Here is an 18,884-nt window from a genome sequence, read left to right on the forward strand (position 1 = left end):
AGCCGGTATGCTTGGCCCGCAACCTCATGGACGCCCGCTATGACTCTTACAGAATTACGCTACATCGTGACCCTCGCCCAAGAACAGCACTTCGGCCATGCAGCCGAGCGTTGCCACGTCAGCCAGCCGACGCTGTCGGTGGGTGTGAAAAAGCTTGAAGACGAACTCGGTGTGCTGATTTTCGAGCGCAGCAAGAGCGCCGTGCGCCTCACCCCGGTGGGCGAAGGCATCGTTGCCCAGGCCCAGAAGGTCCTGGAACAGGCGCAAAGCATTCGCGAACTGGCCCAGGCCGGCAAGAACCAGCTGACCGCGCCGCTCAAGGTCGGCGCGATCTACACGGTCGGCCCCTACCTGTTCCCGCACCTGATCCCGCAACTGCATCGCGTCGCACCGCAGATGCCGCTGTATATCGAAGAAAACTTCACCCACGTGCTGCGCGATAAACTGCGCAACGGCGAGCTGGACGCGATCATCATCGCCCTGCCCTTCAACGAAGCTGACGTGCTGACCCTGCCGCTCTACGACGAGCCGTTCTACGTGCTGATGCCAGCCTCCCACCCGTGGACCAAGAAGGACACCATCGACGCCGGCCTGCTCAATGACAAGAGCCTGCTGCTGCTCGGTGAAGGCCACTGCTTCCGCGACCAGGTGCTGGAAGCCTGCCCGACCCTGACCAAGGGCAACGACGGCGCCAAGCACACCACGGTGGAATCCAGCTCCCTGGAAACCATTCGCCATATGGTCGCTTCCGGCCTGGGTATCTCGATCCTGCCGCTGTCTGCGGTAGACAGCCATCACTACGCCCAGGGCGTGATCGAAGTTCGCCCACTCACGCCGCCGGTGCCATTCCGTACCGTAGCGATTGCCTGGCGCGCCAGCTTCCCGCGCCCCAAAGCGATTGAGATCCTCGCGGACTCGATCCGCCTGTGTTCGGTGGCCAAGCCGCCCGTTGCGAGCTAAGCCACGGTATGACTGAGCTGTCGCAGGTGTCGGTGACGGCACTCAAGGGTGTCGGTGAGGCCATGGCCGAGAAGCTGGCCAAGGTCGGCCTGGAGAACCTTCAGGACGTGCTGTTCCACCTGCCCCTGCGCTACCAGGACCGCACCCGCGTGGTGCCCATCGGCCATTTGCGCCCTGGGCAAGACGCGGTGATCGAAGGCACCGTCAGTGGCGCCGACGTGGTGATGGGCAAGCGCCGCAGCCTGGTGGTGCGCCTGCAGGACGGCACTGGCGGCTTGAGCCTGCGCTTCTACCACTTCAGCAACGCGCAGAAGGAAGGCCTCAAGCGTGGCACCCGCGTGCGCTGCTACGGCGAGGCACGCCCTGGCGCATCGGGCCTGGAAATCTACCACCCGGAATACCGCGCCATTACCGGCGATGAGCCTCCACCGGTGGACACCACGCTCACGCCGATCTACCCGCTGACCGAGGGCCTGACCCAGCAACGCCTGCGCCAGTTGTGCATGCAAACCCTGACGATGCTCTGCCCGCAAAGCCTGCCCGATTGGCTGCCCCTGGAGTTGGCCCGCGATTATCAGCTGGCGCCCCTGGCCGATGCGATTCGGTATTTGCATCACCCACCCGCCGATGCCGATGTGGACGAACTCGCCCTCGGTCATCATTGGGCCCAACATCGCCTGGCCTTTGAAGAACTGCTCACGCACCAGCTGTCCCAGCAACGCCTGCGCGAAAGCATGCGTTCCCTGCGCGCCCCGGCGATGCCCAGGGCCACGCGGCTGCCCGCACAATACCTGGCCAACCTCGGCTTTGCGCCCACCGGCGCGCAACAGCGCGTGGGCAATGAGATCGCCTACGACCTCAGCCAGCAAGAACCGATGCTGCGGTTGATCCAGGGTGACGTAGGGGCAGGCAAAACCGTGGTCGCTGCCCTGGCCGCCCTGCAAGCCCTGGAAGCTGGCTATCAAGTGGCGCTGATGGCACCGACGGAAATCCTCGCCGAACAACACTTCATCACCTTCAAGCGCTGGCTCGAACCGCTGGGCCTGGAGGTGGCGTGGCTGGCTGGCAAGCTCAAAGGCAAGAACCGCGTGGCCGCCCTGGAGCAGATCGCCGCCGGCGCACCGATGGTGGTGGGCACCCATGCGCTGTTCCAGGACGAAGTGCAGTTCAAGAACCTTGCGCTAGTGATCATCGACGAACAGCACCGATTTGGCGTGCAACAGCGCCTGGCCCTGCGCCAGAAAGGCGTGGGCGGGCGCATGAACCCGCACCAGTTGATCATGACCGCCACGCCGATCCCACGCACCCTGGCCATGAGCGCCTACGCCGACCTCGACACCTCGATCCTCGACGAACTGCCGCCGGGGCGTACCCCGGTCAACACCGTGCTGGTCACCGACACCCGGCGCGTCGAAGTGATCGAGCGCGTGCGCGGTGCCTGCGCCGAAGGCCGCCAGGCGTACTGGGTGTGCACCCTGATCGAAGAGTCCGAAGAACTGACCTGCCAGGCCGCCGAAACCACTTATGAAGACCTCACCAGTGCCTTGGGTGAGCTCAAGGTGGGGTTGATCCATGGCCGTATGAAACCGGCGGAAAAAGCCGCGGTAATGGCCGAGTTCAAGGCCGGCAACCTGCAATTGCTGGTGGCTACCACCGTGATTGAAGTGGGCGTGGACGTCCCCAACGCCAGCCTGATGATCATCGAAAACCCCGAGCGCCTGGGCCTGGCGCAACTGCACCAGTTGCGCGGGCGGGTTGGCCGGGGCAGTGCAGCCAGCCACTGCGTGCTGCTCTATCATCCGCCGCTGTCGCAGATCGGTCGACAGCGCCTGGGCATCATGCGCGAAACCAACGACGGTTTTGTCATTGCCGAAAAAGACCTCGAACTGCGCGGCCCCGGTGAAATGCTCGGCACCCGCCAGACCGGCCTGCTGCAATTCAAGGTCGCCGACCTGATGCGCGATGCCGACCTGCTGCCCGCCGTGCGCGATGCTGCGCAAGCATTGCTCGAACGTTGGCCCGATCACGTCAGCCCCTTGCTCAACCGCTGGCTGCGCCACGGCCAGCAATACGGCCAAGTGTGACGCCTGACGCACTTATCCGACCAACACCCGTATCAAGCTGGTTATACTCCAATGAATGTAAGAAATTGGATCAGGCCATGTCAGAAGTTGCCCTCGCCACAGCCCCACTGACCGCCCCGCCGGTCATTCGGGCGCTGCTCGCAAAGCTCGCCATCCCCTACACGGAAGTTATCGAACAGCCTGGCCTGAACCCTGCCCGAAAGGTCCAGGCGGTGTTGCTTGAAGATGCGGTTGGCGCGCTCATGGTGCTGTTTCCCCAAAGCCAATTGCTGGACCTCAACCGCCTCGCCGAACTCACCGGTCGCCGCCTCACGGCCGTCGCCCCCGAGCGGGTCGAGCGCATGCTGGGCAAGCATGACCTGAGCCTGCTGCCGGGCTTGCCGCCACTGACCAGTTCGCCGTGCCTGTACGAAGGCCGTTTGCTCAATGAGCCGAGCCTGCTGGTGCATTCGGGCGAAGCCGGGCTGTTGCTGGAAATCCCCACCGACGCCTTCAAGAGCCTGCTCACCAAGGCCAGCGCCGCGCAGTTCGGTGAGCCCTTGAGCAACATCCGTCCGAACCTCGACCGCCCCAATGATGACCGCGAGGAAATCACCCAGGCGATGCAAGCCTTCACCGCTCGCCGTATCCAGCAACGCCTGGAAGCGACCATCGAAATTCCGCCGCTGGCCGACACGGCGCAGAAGATCATCAAGCTGCGCGTGGATCCCAACGCCACCATCGACGACATTACTGGCGTGGTGGAAACCGACCCGGCCCTTGCCGCCCAGGTCGTAAGCTGGGCCGCGTCGCCCTACTACGCCTCGCCGGGCAAGATCCGCTCAGTCGAAGACGCCATCGTGCGCGTGTTGGGCTTTGATCTTGTGATCAACCTGGCGCTGGGCCTGGCCCTGGGCAAAACCCTGAGCCTGCCCAAGGACCGCCCGCACCTGTCCACGCCGTACTGGCACCAGTCGATCTACACCGCCGCCGTGATCGAGGGCCTGACCCGCGCCATGCCCCGCGCCCAACGCCCGGAAGCCGGCCTGACCTACCTGGCAGGTTTGCTGCACAACTTCGGCTACCTGCTGCTGGCCCACGTGTTTCCGCCGCACTTCTCGCTGATCTGCCGCCACCTGGAGGTCAACCCGCACCTGTGCCACAGCTACGTCGAGCAACATTTGCTGGGTATCAGCCGCGAACAGATCGGCGCCTGGCTGATGCGCTACTGGGACATGCCGGACGAACTGTGCACCGCCCTGCGCTTCCAGCACGACCCCACGTATGACGGGCAATACGCCGAGTACCCAAACCTGGTGTGCCTGGCGGTGCGCCTGTTGCGCAGCCGGGGGATCGGCTCCGGGCCGGATGAATCCATTCCGGACGCATTGCTGGAGCGCCTGGGCCTGAGCCGCGAGAAGGCCGAGGACGTGGTGGGTAAAGTGCTGGATGCCGAAGTGCTGTTGCGCGAATTGGCTTCGCAGTTCAGCCAGGGGTAAGCCCACCGCCTGTTACACCGCTATCGCAGGCAAGCCAGCTCCCACAGTGACCGCGTTCCAACGTTGAAATACGGTCACTGTGGGAGCTGGCTTGCCTGCGATGAAGTCAACTCGGTCTACCTGACCACCTACTTCTTTTTCTTCGGCTTCAAATACTTGGTCAGGCCCTGGAACCAGATCACCAGTGCCGGGTTGCCCTTGATCTGGATCGACTTGTCCTGAATCCCCGTCATGAACGCCAGTTGCTTGTTCTTTGCCTGCATCGTGGCGAAGCCGTAGGCGGCATCCTTGAAGGCAATCGCGAAGGCCGGCGCCGGGTGGACACCTGAGCGGCTGGTGATGCGCTGGTCTTTGACGATGAAGTGACGGGCAACCTTGCCGTCGAGGGTCTGCAGCTGGAAGGCCAGGTCTTTGTCACCCAGTTGCTGCTGGAAGGCGGGGTTGGTGCGGCTGGCTTTGCCCATCATCAGGCCCAGCACCCACAGGAGAAGACGAAATTTCATGCACACGGCCTCGGTGTATTTATTGGAGTGGCCGCAGCAGTGTAACGATTTGCAAAAGGAACGCCACCGATCTCGCGCTTTAGGCGCAGATCGGTTGGCGTTTAACGCTTATAGCAACAAGTACTTAAACGTTAGGGCAAGGCACTGGCGCCCAGTCGGCCAGGTTTGGATTGCGGCAGGTTGCTTCGATCTGGGTCTTGCCCGCACTGGCGACCTGCTTGCTTTCAGCTTGCTTGGCCTGCACGGTCTGGATGCTACGTTCGGTGGTTACCGCTTCTTTCGGCACTGTCGGCAGCACCGGCTTCTTGGCTGGCTTGACGGCTTTCTTGCCCTTGGCCGGAGCGACCACTGGCGTGGTATCGGCGGTGGCCACGGTCACCACATCGCTGCGCTGTACGCCGACCTGTTGCAGGTCTTTCTCGTAGGCCTGGGTGTAGTTGTTCAGGTCTTCGCTGGCTTTGCCGTTGACCGTCACGATCAGGTCATTGGACTCCTTCAGGCCCGCGACGATTTCCGCCAGGCGCTTGCGGCCTTCGGTGTCGTTGACGGTCTTGGCCTTGCGATCAGCCACCAGCTTGGTGAATGCGCTCTGGTAGCACTGCTGCGAGGCCTTGGCATAGGCGGTGCTGCGGTCGATGTCCGAGGCGCTTTTGTTGAAGTCAGTGGAGTAGGACGCGATGCGCTGGTTGTCATCGGTGATCTGCTTCTGGCGCTCGGTGTAGTAACCCGCCGCACCGCCAGCCAGGGCGCCGCCTGCGGCACCGATCGCGGCATTGCGGCCACGGCTGTCCTTGTCGCCGGTCAGCGCGCCCAGCAGGGCACCGCCGGCCGCGCCGATCGCGGCACCGGTGACGACCGACTTGGTCATGTCCGAATCGGTGGCGCGCAGGTGCTGCACCGGCTCGTAGCAGTTGGGGTAGTACTCGACCTTGGTGCTCGACGCCACCTTGGACGCAGGCGACGTAGCGCAACCAGTCAACACGGTGCTGAAACCAGCTGCGATCAGCAGCAGGTGACGCTTGGAAACCGCCTTACGGGAAAAAAGCATAGATGTGATCTCTGTTAAGTTTGACTTGCCCAGCACGGCCCACCGCCGCCTGAGTCCCTTCCAAGCTCGCTAGACAGCCAACGATCAAGACCGCTGACCGCTCGCTGCGAGCAATTCCTTCAAGATCGTTGCCGGGTCGGCCCGCTGTTGCTTGCGGTAGTTGCCGACATGGCGAACGAACAGTGTCGCGCGCGTCACCAGGCTCTTACCGAGCACTGGCTTGCGATCCAACTCTTCCTTGATCCGTTGAAACTGCGCCTGGATCACCGCATCGGTGTAGCGCGTGCCGGTGGCCAGGTTGTCGATGTAAATCGCCACCGCGCCATCCAACGCGCTGCGTCCATTGGTGATGGCCATGTCGAACAGCTGCGTGCTGGCCTCGTCCTTGCTGTCCACCGCCTGCTGGCGACTCTTCCGCAGGTTGGCCAGGCGGATGTTGTAGTTGCTGATGGTCTCGGCCACCAACGCCGCCGACTGGATCAAATTGCCCGCCGCTTCTTCGCGTTGCTGGGCGATCAGCGACACGTTGCGCTTGAGCTCTTCGTTGACCAGGCCCAGTTCGGCTTGCAGCTTGGGATCGACACTAGCGGCGATGATGCTGTCCAGGCGTTTGGTCGGGTCCTGGGCGTCGTCGATGGCATCGGTCAGCGCGGCCAGGCGGCCCTCCTTCTGCCACTGGGCGAACAGCTCCTTGTAGCGCGAGCGCGGCGCCGACAACGCGCCAATCGCCACGCGAAAACCGGTGGTCTCGTTGCTTTGCTCGGTGCCATCAGCAGCAAACAGCGGGTATTCGCGGCGCATGCCGGTGAACAACGTGCCCTCGCCTTCCAGGTAGTTGCCGCCCTTGACCACAAAGCCGCCGTAGGTGCCCTGGCGGCGGCCGGCGTGTACCAGTTGGAAGGATTCCTGGACCATTTCCGCGGCGTTGCCGATCACGTCGAACATGCCGATGGGGTTAGGCAATTTGGTGCCGATGGGCATCAATCGCGCCGCCTGGCCGGTGCCGCCGGCCACTTGGTTGAACACCGCGTAATCGGCCAGCGGGCCATCGCTTTCACTGCCCTCGGCGCGCCGTGGATACAGCCGGCCTTCCAGGTCCTGGCGGCTCACCGCCTGGCCGCCGCGCGCGGCGTACTCCCACTCCACTTCGGTGGGCAGGCGCACAAAGCCCAGGCCACCGTCTTCGGCCGACGCACCGCGCCCGCTCACCGGCAGCAGTTCGCGGTGGTATTTCATCAGCCAGGCGCTGTACACCGCCGAGAAACGCTCGGCTTCAAAGCGCGACAGTTTCACCTTGGGCAAACGTCCGGCCATACCGGTGGGCGCCTCACACGCCGGCGCCGGTTCGCCGCTGGCCAGGGATTGCGCCTGGGCCATCACCTGGGCGTACTGGCGCGCAGTCACTTCGTATTTGCCGATGAAGTACAGCATGGGCTTGAGCGGGGTCTTGGCGTCGGTCTTCGGCATCTGCGGCGCGATGACCTTGCTCCAGTCTTTGGGCAAGTCTTTGAGGGTGAACTGGCCGTTGATGAAGTCGCGGCGGTAGCCGGAAATAAACGACTGCTGATAACCCGCCTCGCCTTCGGCAAAGGGGTAGCCCAGGTTGATTTCACGGTCATCCAGGGTGCCCTGGGCCAGAATGTAGGCGTAGCGGAATACCATGTTACCTTCGCAGGGCAGCGGCAGGCTCACGTCGTCCGGCAACGGCTTGGGGTTGTCGAGCTTGTCACTTGCTTCATCAGCCCAGGCCAGCGAGGCCAGGCTCAGCGCCACGCAGGCGCCCAGTAATTTATACATCTCTGATTCCTTCAGAAGCCTGGATACGGGCCACCCGCCAACCACCACAGGCGGCCGCCACGGCGCTGACGCCGAGCACCGCCACCAAGGCCAGGCCGTAATGGCACGCCAACAGATGGCTGGCGTACTCGCCTGGCACCTGCACAAAAAGCTTGTTCAACGCCGCCTCAGCCAGGCCATACAGCCCAACGCTGAGCACAGCGGCAAAACCCGCGCTGTATAGCGCTTGCAGCAGCACAAACAGCAACAACGCGGCGGTGGAAAACCCCAGCAGGCGCAACACCGAGAGTTCACGGTGCTTGCGCGCCACCGCCGCCAGGGTGCCCGCGAAAATCGCCGCAAACGCCCCGGCCAACGCCAACCCGGCGATGATCCAGAACACAATCGACAGGTTGCGGCTCAACGATTGCACTTGAGCGATGGTGTGCGCCTGGGTTGAAACCAACAGGTTCTGCCCGGCGAAATACACCCGCAACGGTTCCACATCACTGAGGCTGCGCGCATACAGGCGAAACGCCGGGTAGATACGCTGTTCACTCACACTCGCCGCTTCACCGGCCCAACCCAACGCCGGCACCGCACGGCCATCGCGGTAATCTTCCGCTGCCTCCAGCAACGCCAGATCGGCAAACAGACCCTCGCGAGCGAACGCCTCCAGCGGCAACACCGCCAGCACCTGCAACCGCGTGCGCTGGGCCTCGACGCGCCCCGCCACTTGCCGCGCAAAGCTAGTTTCCAGCCAGTCACCGGGCCTTGCCGCGAGCTTTTCGGCGGCGGTATGGCTGAGCACGATCTGGTCCAGGCCGTGGGGCATCGGCAAGCCTGCCAACAACGGGTCGCCTGCGGCAGTCGGCAGCATTTCCAGGGTCAAGGTGCCCACCTGCGCCGTGGCCGCAATCTGCCGTGTGCGCGGCACAGCAAACGCCACATCGCTGCGCTCACCCAGTTGCGCGATAAACGTCGCCCTGAATCGACCACCGCCCAACGGGATGATTTCACGGCTGGCGGGGTCGGTCTCCAAGCGTTCGGTCAAACTGCTAACCAGTCCAAATTTCAGCCCGAATAACACCAGCAATGGCGCGATAACCGCCACCAATGCCAACACCGAGCAGGCCGACAGCCACCCATCGTTGCGGTAGTCCTGCCACGCAAGCGAAGCAACCAGGCCGATGCGCATCAGCACGCCTCCCCGAGGGTTGCGGTGACGCCACCGTCTGGATCGCGCTGGCAACTGATACGTCGTACCTGCAAGCCACTGGCGCGGGCCAGCGGTTCGTCATGGGTGGCGATCACACAGGCCGTACGGTGTTCGCGGGCCTGGGCCAGCAGCGCCTGCATCACGCGCTCGGCGTTGAGCGGGTCCAGGGACGCCGTCGGCTCATCGGCCAGCACCAGTTGCGGCCCATGGGCCAGAGCCCGCGCACAACTGACCCGCTGGCGTTGGCCCACCGACAATGCGGTCGGGCGCTTGGCCAACTGATCGCTGATCTGCAACTGCTCAGCCAGGCGCGCCACGCGGCCGTCGTCCTGCAAGCCCAGTAGTTGGCGCGACAGCGCGATATTGCCGCGCACATCCAGAAACCCCAGCAACCCCCCAGTCTGCGGCACATAGCCCAGATGCTGGCTGCGCAACGCGGCCAGCGCCGATTGCCGGTCGGCACGCCACAGCGCGCCGATGTCGTGTTGGTTGAATGCAAACTGCCCCACCTGATCCGGCGCCAACACCAGCGCCAGCAGGTCGAGCAAGGTGCTCTTGCCGCAACCACTGGGGCCGACAATTGCCAGTTGTTCACCCGCGCCCAGCTGCAACGCAGGGATCACCAGGCTGTAGCGCTGGCTACCGACGCCTCGGCTCTTGTGCACCGCACTCAGGTTCAGCATTACGGCAGCGTCGACAGTGGCACGCGGTACAACGCATCGCCCGGTTCGGCATCGCCGAAACGGACCCAGTTGGCCACGTCGTTATGGAAGGTTTCATACAGGCGGATTTTCGAATCCAGCTCATCGATAAAGTCTTCCTGCTCGGCCACGCTCAATGACAACCACAGGTCCTGGGTCATGTTCAGCGACTTGCTGCGGTACGGCAGGCCCTCCAGGTATTCACCGAGCAGGCCGCCGTCAGCCAGGTTGCCGCCCTTGCGCAGGGCCTGCGGGTCGCGGCTCATATAGGCCGAGGCGCTGGCGATCTCCTGGAAGAAATCCTTGGGCGAGCTTTGGGTCTTGCGCGCCGCATCCACGATCAACTTCAACGATTGTTGCAGGTCGTTGAGTTGCAGCTTGGTCAGCATCACGCACACCTGGAACGCTGGCAGCGCCGGGTTGGTCAGGTCGCGGTCCGCCGTCCAGGCGCTGACCAATTGCGGTGCCTGACTCGCGGTCCTGCGCCCGAGAAAGTCCATGTGCATGGCATAGCCGACGGCGGTGGACTTGTCCGCCAGACTCGGCGCGGCACTGAGCAACGGCACTGGCTGCGGCGTATTGCTGCGCACCTGGTGCACCAGGTTGGCGAACACCGTGCCGATCTCATCGACGCGCTCACCCAGCTTGCGCACATCGCCCCCTGGCACTGGCGTATACAGGTCGCCGATCTGCGGGTTGGCGTCGGCGGTGAGAACGCGATACTGGCTCTCGGCGCCGGCATGGGTTTTCTTGCCAGCGTCGGTGCGCAGGTGCAGCGCGTAGATTTTGATCTGCTTGCCCAGCGCCGCCTGGCGCACTTCGGCTTCGTTCATCTGGGTGGCGGCGAACGGGTCGTTCTTGCGCAGCGCGCCGGCATCGGAGACCAGCAGGATGATGCGCCCGCCGTAGCCGGACCAATCCATGCCGTCCACTGCCTGCATCACCCCGGCAAACGCATCTTCGTTGAACGAGTGGCTGGACACCGTCGACGCTTTGACCTGGCGCGCCATATCCAGAAAGCGCTGCGGGTCGCGGCCTTGGTCGAGGCTGATCAGGGTCTTGGCGACATACTCAAGGCCCGGGGTTTTCTGGATGCTGCTGCGAAAGCCGACCATGCCGAAGCTGACGCTGTCCAACTCGCCGCGCTCGGCAATGCGGGTTTGTAGCTCATGCACCACGTCGCGAATCTGGTCGATGTAGGGCTGCATCGACACGGTGGTGTCCACCACCAGCACCACCGCCGTGCGGAACGCGTCGGCATTGGCGCTGAGCGTCGGGCTGACCGGTTTGGCAGCGGCGCGGCTGCCTGGGTCGATGGAGGCCACGTTGAGCAACTGCACCGGCTGGCCGTTGTCGTCGAAGCTCTCCTTGGAATCGAAGATCGGCAACAGGTAGAACTGGTTCTGCGGCACCGCGCTGGCAGTGGGTTCCAGGGCCAGAACTTGCTGGTTGTCTTCACGGTTGTTCTGCGCCTTGGCCAAGGCGCTTTTCGCTGCGGCAGGGTCGGCCAGCAGTTTTTCCACCTCACCGGGCTGGCGCAGGAACATCACGGGCGCCCGGCCTGAGCGCTCGGTGAACTTGAGCACCAGGCTTTGTTTCCAGTCGCTGACCTGGGAGGCCGGCAGCCAACCGTCGCTGCGACCATCGGTAGCGGCGCCGACGCGTACCCACTGGCTGCCATCGACCTCTTTGCGCTGATACACGTAGAGCACGGAAAACGCCGGCAGCGCTTTACCCGGCGGGCTCCCAGCGTCCACTGAAAGCTGGGCGCCGGGTTTGCTGAGTACACGCTGGAACAAGGTTTTCTTGCCTGCCATCAGCAACGGGCGCTGACCGCCATCCACTTCAGCGACAGCCACGGGCGGCGTCACCTTGGGCGCCACGGCGGCTGGCGGCTGGGCCGGTTCATCGCCGCCGTTCAACCACCAGTAGCTGGCGCCGCCAATGGCCAACGCGACGGCGACCGCCACGGCGGCCAAGGCCAATACCGGCCCACGGCGCTGCTCGGACGGAGCATTGTGCTGCGTCGGCGTGACCACCGGTTGACGCACTATTGGCTGCGGCTGCGGTTTATCCGTCGGGATATCGATGGTGACAGGCGTGATGCCCGCCAGATCAACGCTCAATGGAATCGGCAGCGGCCGTACCAGCGTGGCATCCGATTCATCAGCCGGCAGTTGATCCAGCGCCAACAACAACGCTGCCGCATCCGGATAACGCTCCGCCGGGTCCTTGGCCAACAACTTGCGCAGCACACCCTGGTAGCGCCCGTGATGCACCGGCAATTCCGGCAAGGGTTCAGTCAAGTGCGCCAGAGCGGTGGAAAGCGCATCGGTGCCGTTGTAAGGCAGCTTGCCGACGAGGATTTCATACAGCACCACGCCCAGCGCGTAGAGGTCGGCGCGGCCATCAATCTCCTGGCCCCGCGCCTGCTCGGGGCTCATGTAGCTCGGCGTGCCCACGGCAAACCCGGCCTGGGTGAATTGGGTGCGATCGTCCAGCGACTTGGCAATCCCGAAGTCCGACAACACCGCCGTGCCATCGGCCCGGAACAGAATGTTCGCCGGCTTGACGTCGCGGTGCACCAGCCCTTGGGCATGGGCATAGCCCAGGGCCGAGGCAATCTGGCGGATGAGCGTCACGCCCTGCTCCGGGGTCAGCCCAGCAGCAATGCGCTCCTTGAGCGTGCCGTTGGGCAGGTATTCCATGGCCATGTAATACAGCTCACCGACGTTGCCGATGTCATGGATGGTCACCGTGTGCGGGTGTGACAAGCGCGCCAGGGTCTTGCCCTCGCGCAGGAAGCGTTCGCAGAAACTCGGGTCGGCCGCCAGCGCCGCCGCCATCACCTTCAGCGCCACCTTGCGCTCCAGCGAGCGCTGGGTCGCCAGGTACACGCTGGCCATGGCGCCTTCGCCAATCTCGCCTTCGATGTCATAACCCGGAATGACGATGTTCATGACGAGACCTTCACAACGAGGGTGGTGATGTTGTCCGGTGCGCCTCGGTTGAGGCCCAGGTGCACCAGGCTGCGCACGATTTCATCCGGCGCGTCATGGCTGAGCACGTCGCGGATTTCGTGGTCTTCGACGGTTTTGTTGAGGCCATCACTGCACAGCAAATAGCTGTCGCCGGGAGCGATCAACAGGTCCACTGAGGCGACGTCTAACTGGGCCTCCACGCCAATAGCGCGGGTGACGATATTGGAGCGCGGGTGTGTCCGGGCGTCGGCTTCGCTGAGCAGGCCGCTGTCTTGCAGGTCTTGTACGTAGCTGTGGTCGCGGGAAATGCTTTCCAGCACGCCGTCGCGCAAGCGATACAGGCGACTGTCGCCGGCCCACAGGCACACCCCGCGCAAGCCGCGCGCGGCGAACACCACCACGGTGCTGCCCATCATAGTCACGCCACGGTTGGCGGTTTCTTCGCGCACGGCCGCGTTGATGCGCAGCAGGTCATTGCGCAGCGCCGCCGAGTATTCGTCCAGGGAGCGGCCCAGCGGCACATGGCGCAGGCTATCGACGATCAAGCTGCTGACATAGTCCCCCGCCGCGTGCCCGCCCATACCATCGGCCACCACCCACAGGCGGTTTTCCGGCAGATCCAGAAAGGCATCTTCGTTGACTTGGCGAACCATGCCCACATGGCTTTTGCTCGCGGATTCGTACGTCACGCCCATCTACACCACACCTTCTTGTCCGAGCAAAAACTGCGCAAAATCGCTGGCGGCAGGCAGGCCCTGGCACCGTAATAAACCGGGGGAGATACGCTGCGAACCTCGCCCCCACCACAGGCTTGCGCCCTCGCACGCCTGTTCGGCCAGCGCGGTCATACGCTGGTGCGGCACGGTGGCTGCCACCCTTTGCAGGCCGGCGAAACGGCTGTCCACCGCCCGCGGCTCGCTGGCCGGCACGCCCAACTCGTCGAGCCCGGCGTTGAAGCTTTCGAAGGTCGCGCCGCTGTCGAGGGTGCTGAGCAACAAGGTTTCAGCCTGCTCGAACCAGGCGTCCGAACCGCCCACCAGCGACGCCGGGTCGGTGTCGTGATCCAGCAAGGTCACCACCGCCAGCGGAAAATACCGCCCAACCCGGTCAATGCTCGGCATCACCACGCCCGCCGCCGCATCCGGCCCGCACACGCCCGGCGCCAGCACAAAGCGCCACAACGGGCTGACCAGGTACGCATTCAGCCAGTCAGCGCCGAGGCTGTTCTGGCTGGCGAGCAAACCCGCTGCCAGCCAGTTGTCCCACGGGCCGATAAAGCTCTGGGGCAAGGCGCGGCTGACGAAGTCCCCGCGGCTGGCCAACTTGCCGTAGAAACCCAGGGCCGTCATAGCCGCTCCGGCAGGCTGAAGCCGCTGAGCACGCGGCTCTTGAATGGGTTGAACGCACTGTTGGCGCGCAACTCGTAGGCGATGCTCGCACCATCGACCCGCAGGCGCAGGTTGAAACGGTCCGGCGAGTTGCCTGCCGTGAGGTCTGATTGCTCCAGCAGACGGAACCAGGCCCACGGGCCGTCCAGGGTGATACCGGAGCGACCACTGGCCGACGGCGGCATGATAGAAATACGCACCACGCCAATGCTGCCGGGGTTCGGCCATTGCATCGCTACCGGGCGGCTCGGGCCGTGGTCGTAGCTCAATTGCTGGCCGTCCAGGTCAAGCAGGAACTGGGTGATGGTGGGGTCCATCGACACCGGCTTGAGTTCGAAACGCACGATGGGTTGGGTGCCACCGGAGCGGAAGAACGCGTCCCGAATCGTCGCCGCCCGCTGGAAGGTTTGCAGCACGCCAGGAGCAATCCCCAGCTTCTGCGCCGCCCCCGGTTGCCAGCGCCAGGTCTGTGCCGACGTGTCCACATAGGGCTGCAGGTATTTGCGGAAGTAGTTGTCCATCACCCCGCCCACACCGAAAAACTGGCCGAAGTCATCCAGGGTGGCGTCCCGCGCACTGCCCGGCGACATCGGGTAGCGCCCGGCCAACGACTGGCGATACACGTTGACCACTTCACTGACCCAGGCCGCGTTCAGCTGGTTACGCACCCCGCCCATCATGCTGTTGGTGGTGGAATTGACCACCGACTTGACCATGCCCTGCACCAGCGGCGGCTGGCGCTCGGCGTTCAGGCTGACCCGCGTGGCGGCAGCCGCCGCCTGGTTCTTGGCCTCGCCGAGCAAGGCATCGCCGCTGGCACCGACCATGGCGCTAACCTGCACATACAGCGCATTCATGTCCGACAGCAGGCCGTCGATGGCCGCCGGTTCGCCTTCGTTTTTGCTGACGATGCTGTTGAGTTCGGCAAAGTGCGCGGTCACAGGATCATCCGCCGGTGCCGGGGCATTCGCCGTCGGTTGCGCCTCGCCCAGCAAGCTGCCGAGGCGCTCCTTGAGCTTGTCCACGCCGCCTTCCACCGGCACGCCTTTGGCGGCCAGTTGGCGTTCTTCGGCTTGCAGGTCGGTTTCCCTGGCGACCGCCACCAACAGTTTTTTCAGCGGCGAGGTGGGACCGGAAATCACCCGCAGCACATCGGCGGCCTGTGCCACGCTGGTGATCGGCACAAAGTCGATGTCGGCGAGCAACGCGTCCCACTGGCGCTGGTAATCCTGGAAGTACAAGCGGCGCACGTCGGCGGCCAGGCTCACCACGTTCTGCTGGTCGGCCTGTTCATGGCCCAGCACCCATTGCTCTTCGGCCAGGGTGCCGGCCTGGTTCAGGCTGCTGAGCAAGAACGCCTGGCGATAGCCCTTGGCAGTGAAGAAACCACTCAACGGCTCGCCCAACGGCTTGCCGCTCTTGCGGCTGAACACCAGTGCGGCATCGCGACCGGCGGCCTCATTGAGACGAAAGTCTGGGATACCCTCGGGCAGCTTCTGGCGCTTGACGCGGTCGTACACGCGCTGGGCTACCGGCAATTGCTGCAATTGGCGACGCAGGTCGTCGATCAGGCGTGGGTCCAGGCGCGCGCTCGGCGGGTGGCGTTCGAACAGCGCTTGCAAGTGCCCGGCCAGGGCCTGACGCTGGTCGGCCGGCAGGTCGCGGGGCAGGTTGCGGTCCCAGTCCAGGGCGATCCAGGCCTTGATGAAGTCCGGGTCGTAATGCTCGGTGTCGGCGAGCATCAGGTAAGCCTTGAGGCCCTCATAGAGAAAGTCCGAGTTGCCGCCGCCGTGCAGCTGCTCTTCGATACGCGTCACCAGGCGTGGCGCGAACACGGCGATCAAGAGTTTGCGGTACACGCTGGCGGACTCGGCTTCGAGCATATCGCCCTGGTACAGCCCCAGCCCTTCGGACCAGCTCGGTGAGTCCCCCGCCAGGTTCTTCACCGCGTTGAGCAACGGCAGCACGGCGAGCACTTCCCGTTGTGCCGGGCTCAGGTTCTGTACGGTCTGGCCCAGTGGCGCGACCTTCTGATCGACCTGGGCGATATACGCTTGGTTGGCGCGATAGCTCACCCACCACAGGCCGCTGACCACCACCACCAGGGCGACGGTGGCCGCCAGTACGCCACGCGCAATCCACTTGCGACGCCGTTCGACCTTCGGGTTCACACCCACCAAACCACGCTCGGCAAAGGCCACGGCGGTGAAGAGTCTTTCGATGAAGTAACTGCGCCCGGTGCCGCTCTGGCGCGCCAGGTGCTGGCGGTCCAGGTTCATGCTCTGGGCCATGGCACCGATCAGGCGGTCAATCGGGCTGCCTTCCTGGGTGCCGCTGGTGAAGTACACGCCACGCAGCAACACGCGCTCTTCAAAGGCATTGGGTTTGAACACGCCTTCGAGAAAGCTTTGCAGGCAATCTTTCAGCGCGCCGAACTGCTGCGGGAAGCCGTAGATCAGATCACGTCGTGCCGGGTCGCGTTCCTGTTGCAAGCGCTCGACCAGGCGTTCGTTGAGACGCTGCTCCAAGCCCGCGAACTCGGTTTGCAGGTGCGCCAGCGGGCTGTCGCTGTTTTTGCCGTCGTCCAGGGCAAAGGTCATGCCCCACACCTGGGCGCGCTCTTCCTTGCTCAGGTTGTCGAAGAACTCCATGAAGCCCGGCACCAGGTCGAGCTTGGTGAGCATCAGGTAGATGGGGAAACGCACGCCCAACTGCGTATACAACTCCTGGATGCGCAGGCGAATCGCGGCGGCATGGGCTGCGCGCTCGGCGTCGGTGCCCAGCAGCAGATCCGAGAGGCTGATGGCGATAAACGCCCCGTCGATCGGACGGCGCGAACGCTGCTTTTTCAGCAAGTCGAGAAAGCCCAGCCAGGCGGCTTTGTCCACCGTGGAGTTGCTGTCCTGGGTGGTATAGCGGCCAGCGGTGTCGAGCAATACAGCCTGGTCGGTAAACCACCAGTCGCAGTTGCGCGTACCACCCACGCCCCGCACCGCACCGGCACCCAATTGCGCCGCCAGCGGGAAATGCAGCCCGGAATTGACCAACGCGGTAGTCTTGCCCGAGCCCGGCGGGCCGATGATCACGTACCACGGCAACTCGTAGAGGTTGCGGCGCTCATCGCCGCCCAGCTTGGCCTTTTTCAGCAGTGCCAGGGCTTCGTCCATGCGCTGGCGCAGCGTGGACAGCTCTTCGGCGGTCGCAACGCTGTTGGGGTCGACCGGGGTTTCTGCGGCCAGGCTGCGCATCACTTCGGCGGCCTGGCGACGGGCCTGGATAATGCGGAACACGCGGTAGGCCACCCACAGCGCAAACACCAGCACGATCAGCGCCCAACGGCGCCCTTCGGGCACCAGCACGTCCAGCAGCGGGCCAACAAACCAGATGATCAGGCTCAGGGCAATCAGGCCCAGCACGGGGATCACCCAGCGAATCATGAAACTGAAAAACGCCTTCACTCGACGCCCTCCGCCAATACGGTGATTTCAACCCGACGATTGCGGGCACGACCTTCGGCAGTACTGTTGGTGGCCAACGGCTCGGTGTCGCTGCGGCCTTCGGCACTGAAGCGCTCGGCCTGGCCGGTCTTGGCCGCGAGAATTTCCAGCACTGACTTGGCCCGGGCTTCGGACAACGCCCAGTTGGACGGGAAGCGCAACGTGGCAATCGGGCGATTGTCGCTGTGCCCGGTGACACGCACCTGGCCCTTGACCTTGCGAATGGCTTCAGCGATGCGCAGCATCAGCGGCTGGTAGTCATCGACGATGCTGGAGCTGGCCGAGGCGAACAGCTCATCGCCACGAATGGTCACCACAGAGCGGTCAACCTTGTCTTCCACCGCCACGCGGCCGGCCTTGATGTCATCGGCCAGGAACCCGGCCAGGCGCGGGCGCTCAATCACTTTGGGCTGCGCCACCGGACGGTCGATGGCCTGCACCGGGATCTCGCCCAGGGCATGAATATTCTTGAACACCGGCTCGGCGTCCGAGGCCAGCTTCATGCGCAGGCCGAACAGCAACGCCAACAGCAGCGCCAAGCCAATCGCCACGGCAATCCATGGCGGCATGAATTGCGCCAGGCGATCACGGGCCACGGTCACACCGCGCCAGTGCGGCGACAGCTCACGCTCGTGCTCGCCACGGGCGCTGCGTATCGCTGCGGCGGTGCGTTCACGCAAGGCTTCCAACTGGCTGCGCCCGTCGGTCATCACGCGGTAACGCCCTTCAAAACCCAGGCACATGCACAGGTACAACAGCTCCAGCAGGTACAGGCGTTCCCGTGGGCTTTGCAGACAGTGGTCAAGCAACTGGAAAACCTTTTCGCCACCCCAGGCTTCGTTGTGCACGGTGATCAGCAGGCTCTGCTTACCCCAGTCACTGGTGCTGCCCCACGGCGTGCTCAGCACCGCTTCATCCAAGGCAGTGCACAGCGCGTAACGGGCCAACAGCACTTCATTGCGTGCCACACCGGCGGCTTCGGCGCGTTCTTCGAACTGGCGCAGGTACGCCAGCAACTGCGCACGCAGGCTGGCCGGCGCGGGATGGGCGATGGTGTTGCGCAACCGCGTCAACAACGCCAGCAACGGGCCGGCGGCACTTTCCAGCGGGTTGAGGCCCTGGCTCTTGCCGGTAAGGATCGGCGCAGCCGGCATCGACAGCGGCGCAGGTTCGGCACGCGCGGGTGCAGGCTCTCGGCCACCCGGGCGCGGCATGAACTGGGTGCGGTCATCATCATTGGGATGCATCG

13 protein-coding genes are annotated in these 18,884 nt (G+C 64.2%); 3 read left to right on the top strand and 10 right to left on the bottom strand.

Annotated features, from left to right (window positions below):
- Positions 1-39: 39 nt before the first annotated feature.
- The 3 genes from JJD66_RS00715 (at position 40) to JJD66_RS00725 (ending at position 4,522) form a co-directional block, all read left to right on the top strand.
- Complete coding sequence (locus tag JJD66_RS00715) at positions 40-960, top strand: hydrogen peroxide-inducible genes activator (protein WP_003195523.1); 921 nt, start codon at positions 40-42, stop codon at positions 958-960.
- An 8-nt stretch (positions 961-968) separates the two neighbouring features.
- The gene (gene recG, locus JJD66_RS00720) at positions 969-3,044 is read left to right on the top strand and encodes an ATP-dependent DNA helicase RecG (RefSeq protein WP_200647413.1); all 2,076 of its coding nucleotides are present in this window, start codon (positions 969-971) and stop codon (positions 3,042-3,044) included.
- Positions 3,045-3,121: 77 nt separating this feature from the next.
- The gene (locus tag JJD66_RS00725; protein ID WP_032894530.1) at positions 3,122-4,522 is read left to right on the top strand and encodes an aminoacyl-tRNA deacylase and HDOD domain-containing protein; all 1,401 of its coding nucleotides are present in this window, start codon (positions 3,122-3,124) and stop codon (positions 4,520-4,522) included.
- Positions 4,523-4,650: 128 nt separating this feature from the next.
- Here the strand turns inward: JJD66_RS00725 and JJD66_RS00730 are convergent, their stop codons facing one another.
- The 10 genes from JJD66_RS00730 to JJD66_RS00775 all read right to left on the bottom strand — a co-directional run bounded on the left by JJD66_RS00730 (position 4,651) and on the right by JJD66_RS00775 (position 18,882).
- The gene (locus tag JJD66_RS00730) at positions 4,651-5,025 is read right to left on the bottom strand and encodes a hypothetical protein (RefSeq protein ID WP_003195530.1); all 375 of its coding nucleotides are present in this window, start codon (positions 5,023-5,025) and stop codon (positions 4,651-4,653) included.
- Positions 5,026-5,149: 124 nt separating this feature from the next.
- Positions 5,150-6,073, bottom strand: a complete 924-nt coding sequence (tagQ, locus tag JJD66_RS00735) for a type VI secretion system-associated lipoprotein TagQ (RefSeq protein ID WP_003195532.1) — start codon at positions 6,071-6,073, stop codon at positions 5,150-5,152.
- A gap of 84 nt (positions 6,074-6,157) precedes the next feature.
- Complete coding sequence (locus JJD66_RS00740) at positions 6,158-7,870, bottom strand: formylglycine-generating enzyme family protein (protein ID WP_200647414.1); 1,713 nt, start codon at positions 7,868-7,870, stop codon at positions 6,158-6,160.
- Complete coding sequence (locus JJD66_RS00745; protein ID WP_200647415.1) at positions 7,863-9,047, bottom strand: ABC transporter permease; 1,185 nt, start codon at positions 9,045-9,047, stop codon at positions 7,863-7,865. The genes JJD66_RS00740 and JJD66_RS00745 overlap by 8 nt, the downstream gene beginning before the upstream one ends.
- Positions 9,047-9,751: an ABC transporter ATP-binding protein gene (locus JJD66_RS00750; protein ID WP_198715880.1), complete on the bottom strand. Its 705-nt coding sequence runs from the start codon at positions 9,749-9,751 to the stop codon at positions 9,047-9,049. The genes JJD66_RS00745 and JJD66_RS00750 overlap by 1 nt, the downstream gene beginning before the upstream one ends.
- Complete coding sequence (locus JJD66_RS00755; RefSeq protein ID WP_200647416.1) at positions 9,751-12,729, bottom strand: serine/threonine-protein kinase; 2,979 nt, start codon at positions 12,727-12,729, stop codon at positions 9,751-9,753. The genes JJD66_RS00750 and JJD66_RS00755 overlap by 1 nt, the downstream gene beginning before the upstream one ends.
- A complete protein-coding gene (locus JJD66_RS00760) occupies positions 12,726-13,445 on the bottom strand; it encodes a PP2C family protein-serine/threonine phosphatase (protein ID WP_034129104.1) in 720 nt (239 codons plus the stop codon). The genes JJD66_RS00755 and JJD66_RS00760 overlap by 4 nt, the downstream gene beginning before the upstream one ends.
- Positions 13,446-14,099 carry a type VI secretion system-associated protein TagF gene (gene tagF, locus JJD66_RS00765; RefSeq protein WP_200647417.1) on the bottom strand — a complete coding sequence of 218 codons (654 nt, stop codon included), beginning with the start codon at positions 14,097-14,099 and terminating at the stop codon, positions 13,446-13,448.
- A complete protein-coding gene (gene tssM, locus JJD66_RS00770) occupies positions 14,096-17,596 on the bottom strand; it encodes a type VI secretion system membrane subunit TssM (RefSeq protein ID WP_200647418.1) in 3,501 nt (1,166 codons plus the stop codon). Before tssM ends, tagF begins: the two co-directional genes overlap by 4 nt.
- On the bottom strand, positions 17,593-18,882 hold the full coding sequence (locus JJD66_RS00775) for a DotU family type VI secretion system protein (RefSeq protein WP_200647419.1): 1,290 nt from the start codon (positions 18,880-18,882) through the stop codon (positions 17,593-17,595). The genes tssM and JJD66_RS00775 overlap by 4 nt, the downstream gene beginning before the upstream one ends.
- Between the last annotated feature and the right edge of the window lie 2 nt (positions 18,883-18,884).

The sequence above is a fragment of the Pseudomonas sp. MF6751 genome (assembly GCF_016613265.1).
Classification (GTDB): Bacteria; Pseudomonadota; Gammaproteobacteria; order Pseudomonadales; family Pseudomonadaceae; genus Aquipseudomonas; species Aquipseudomonas fluorescens_BV.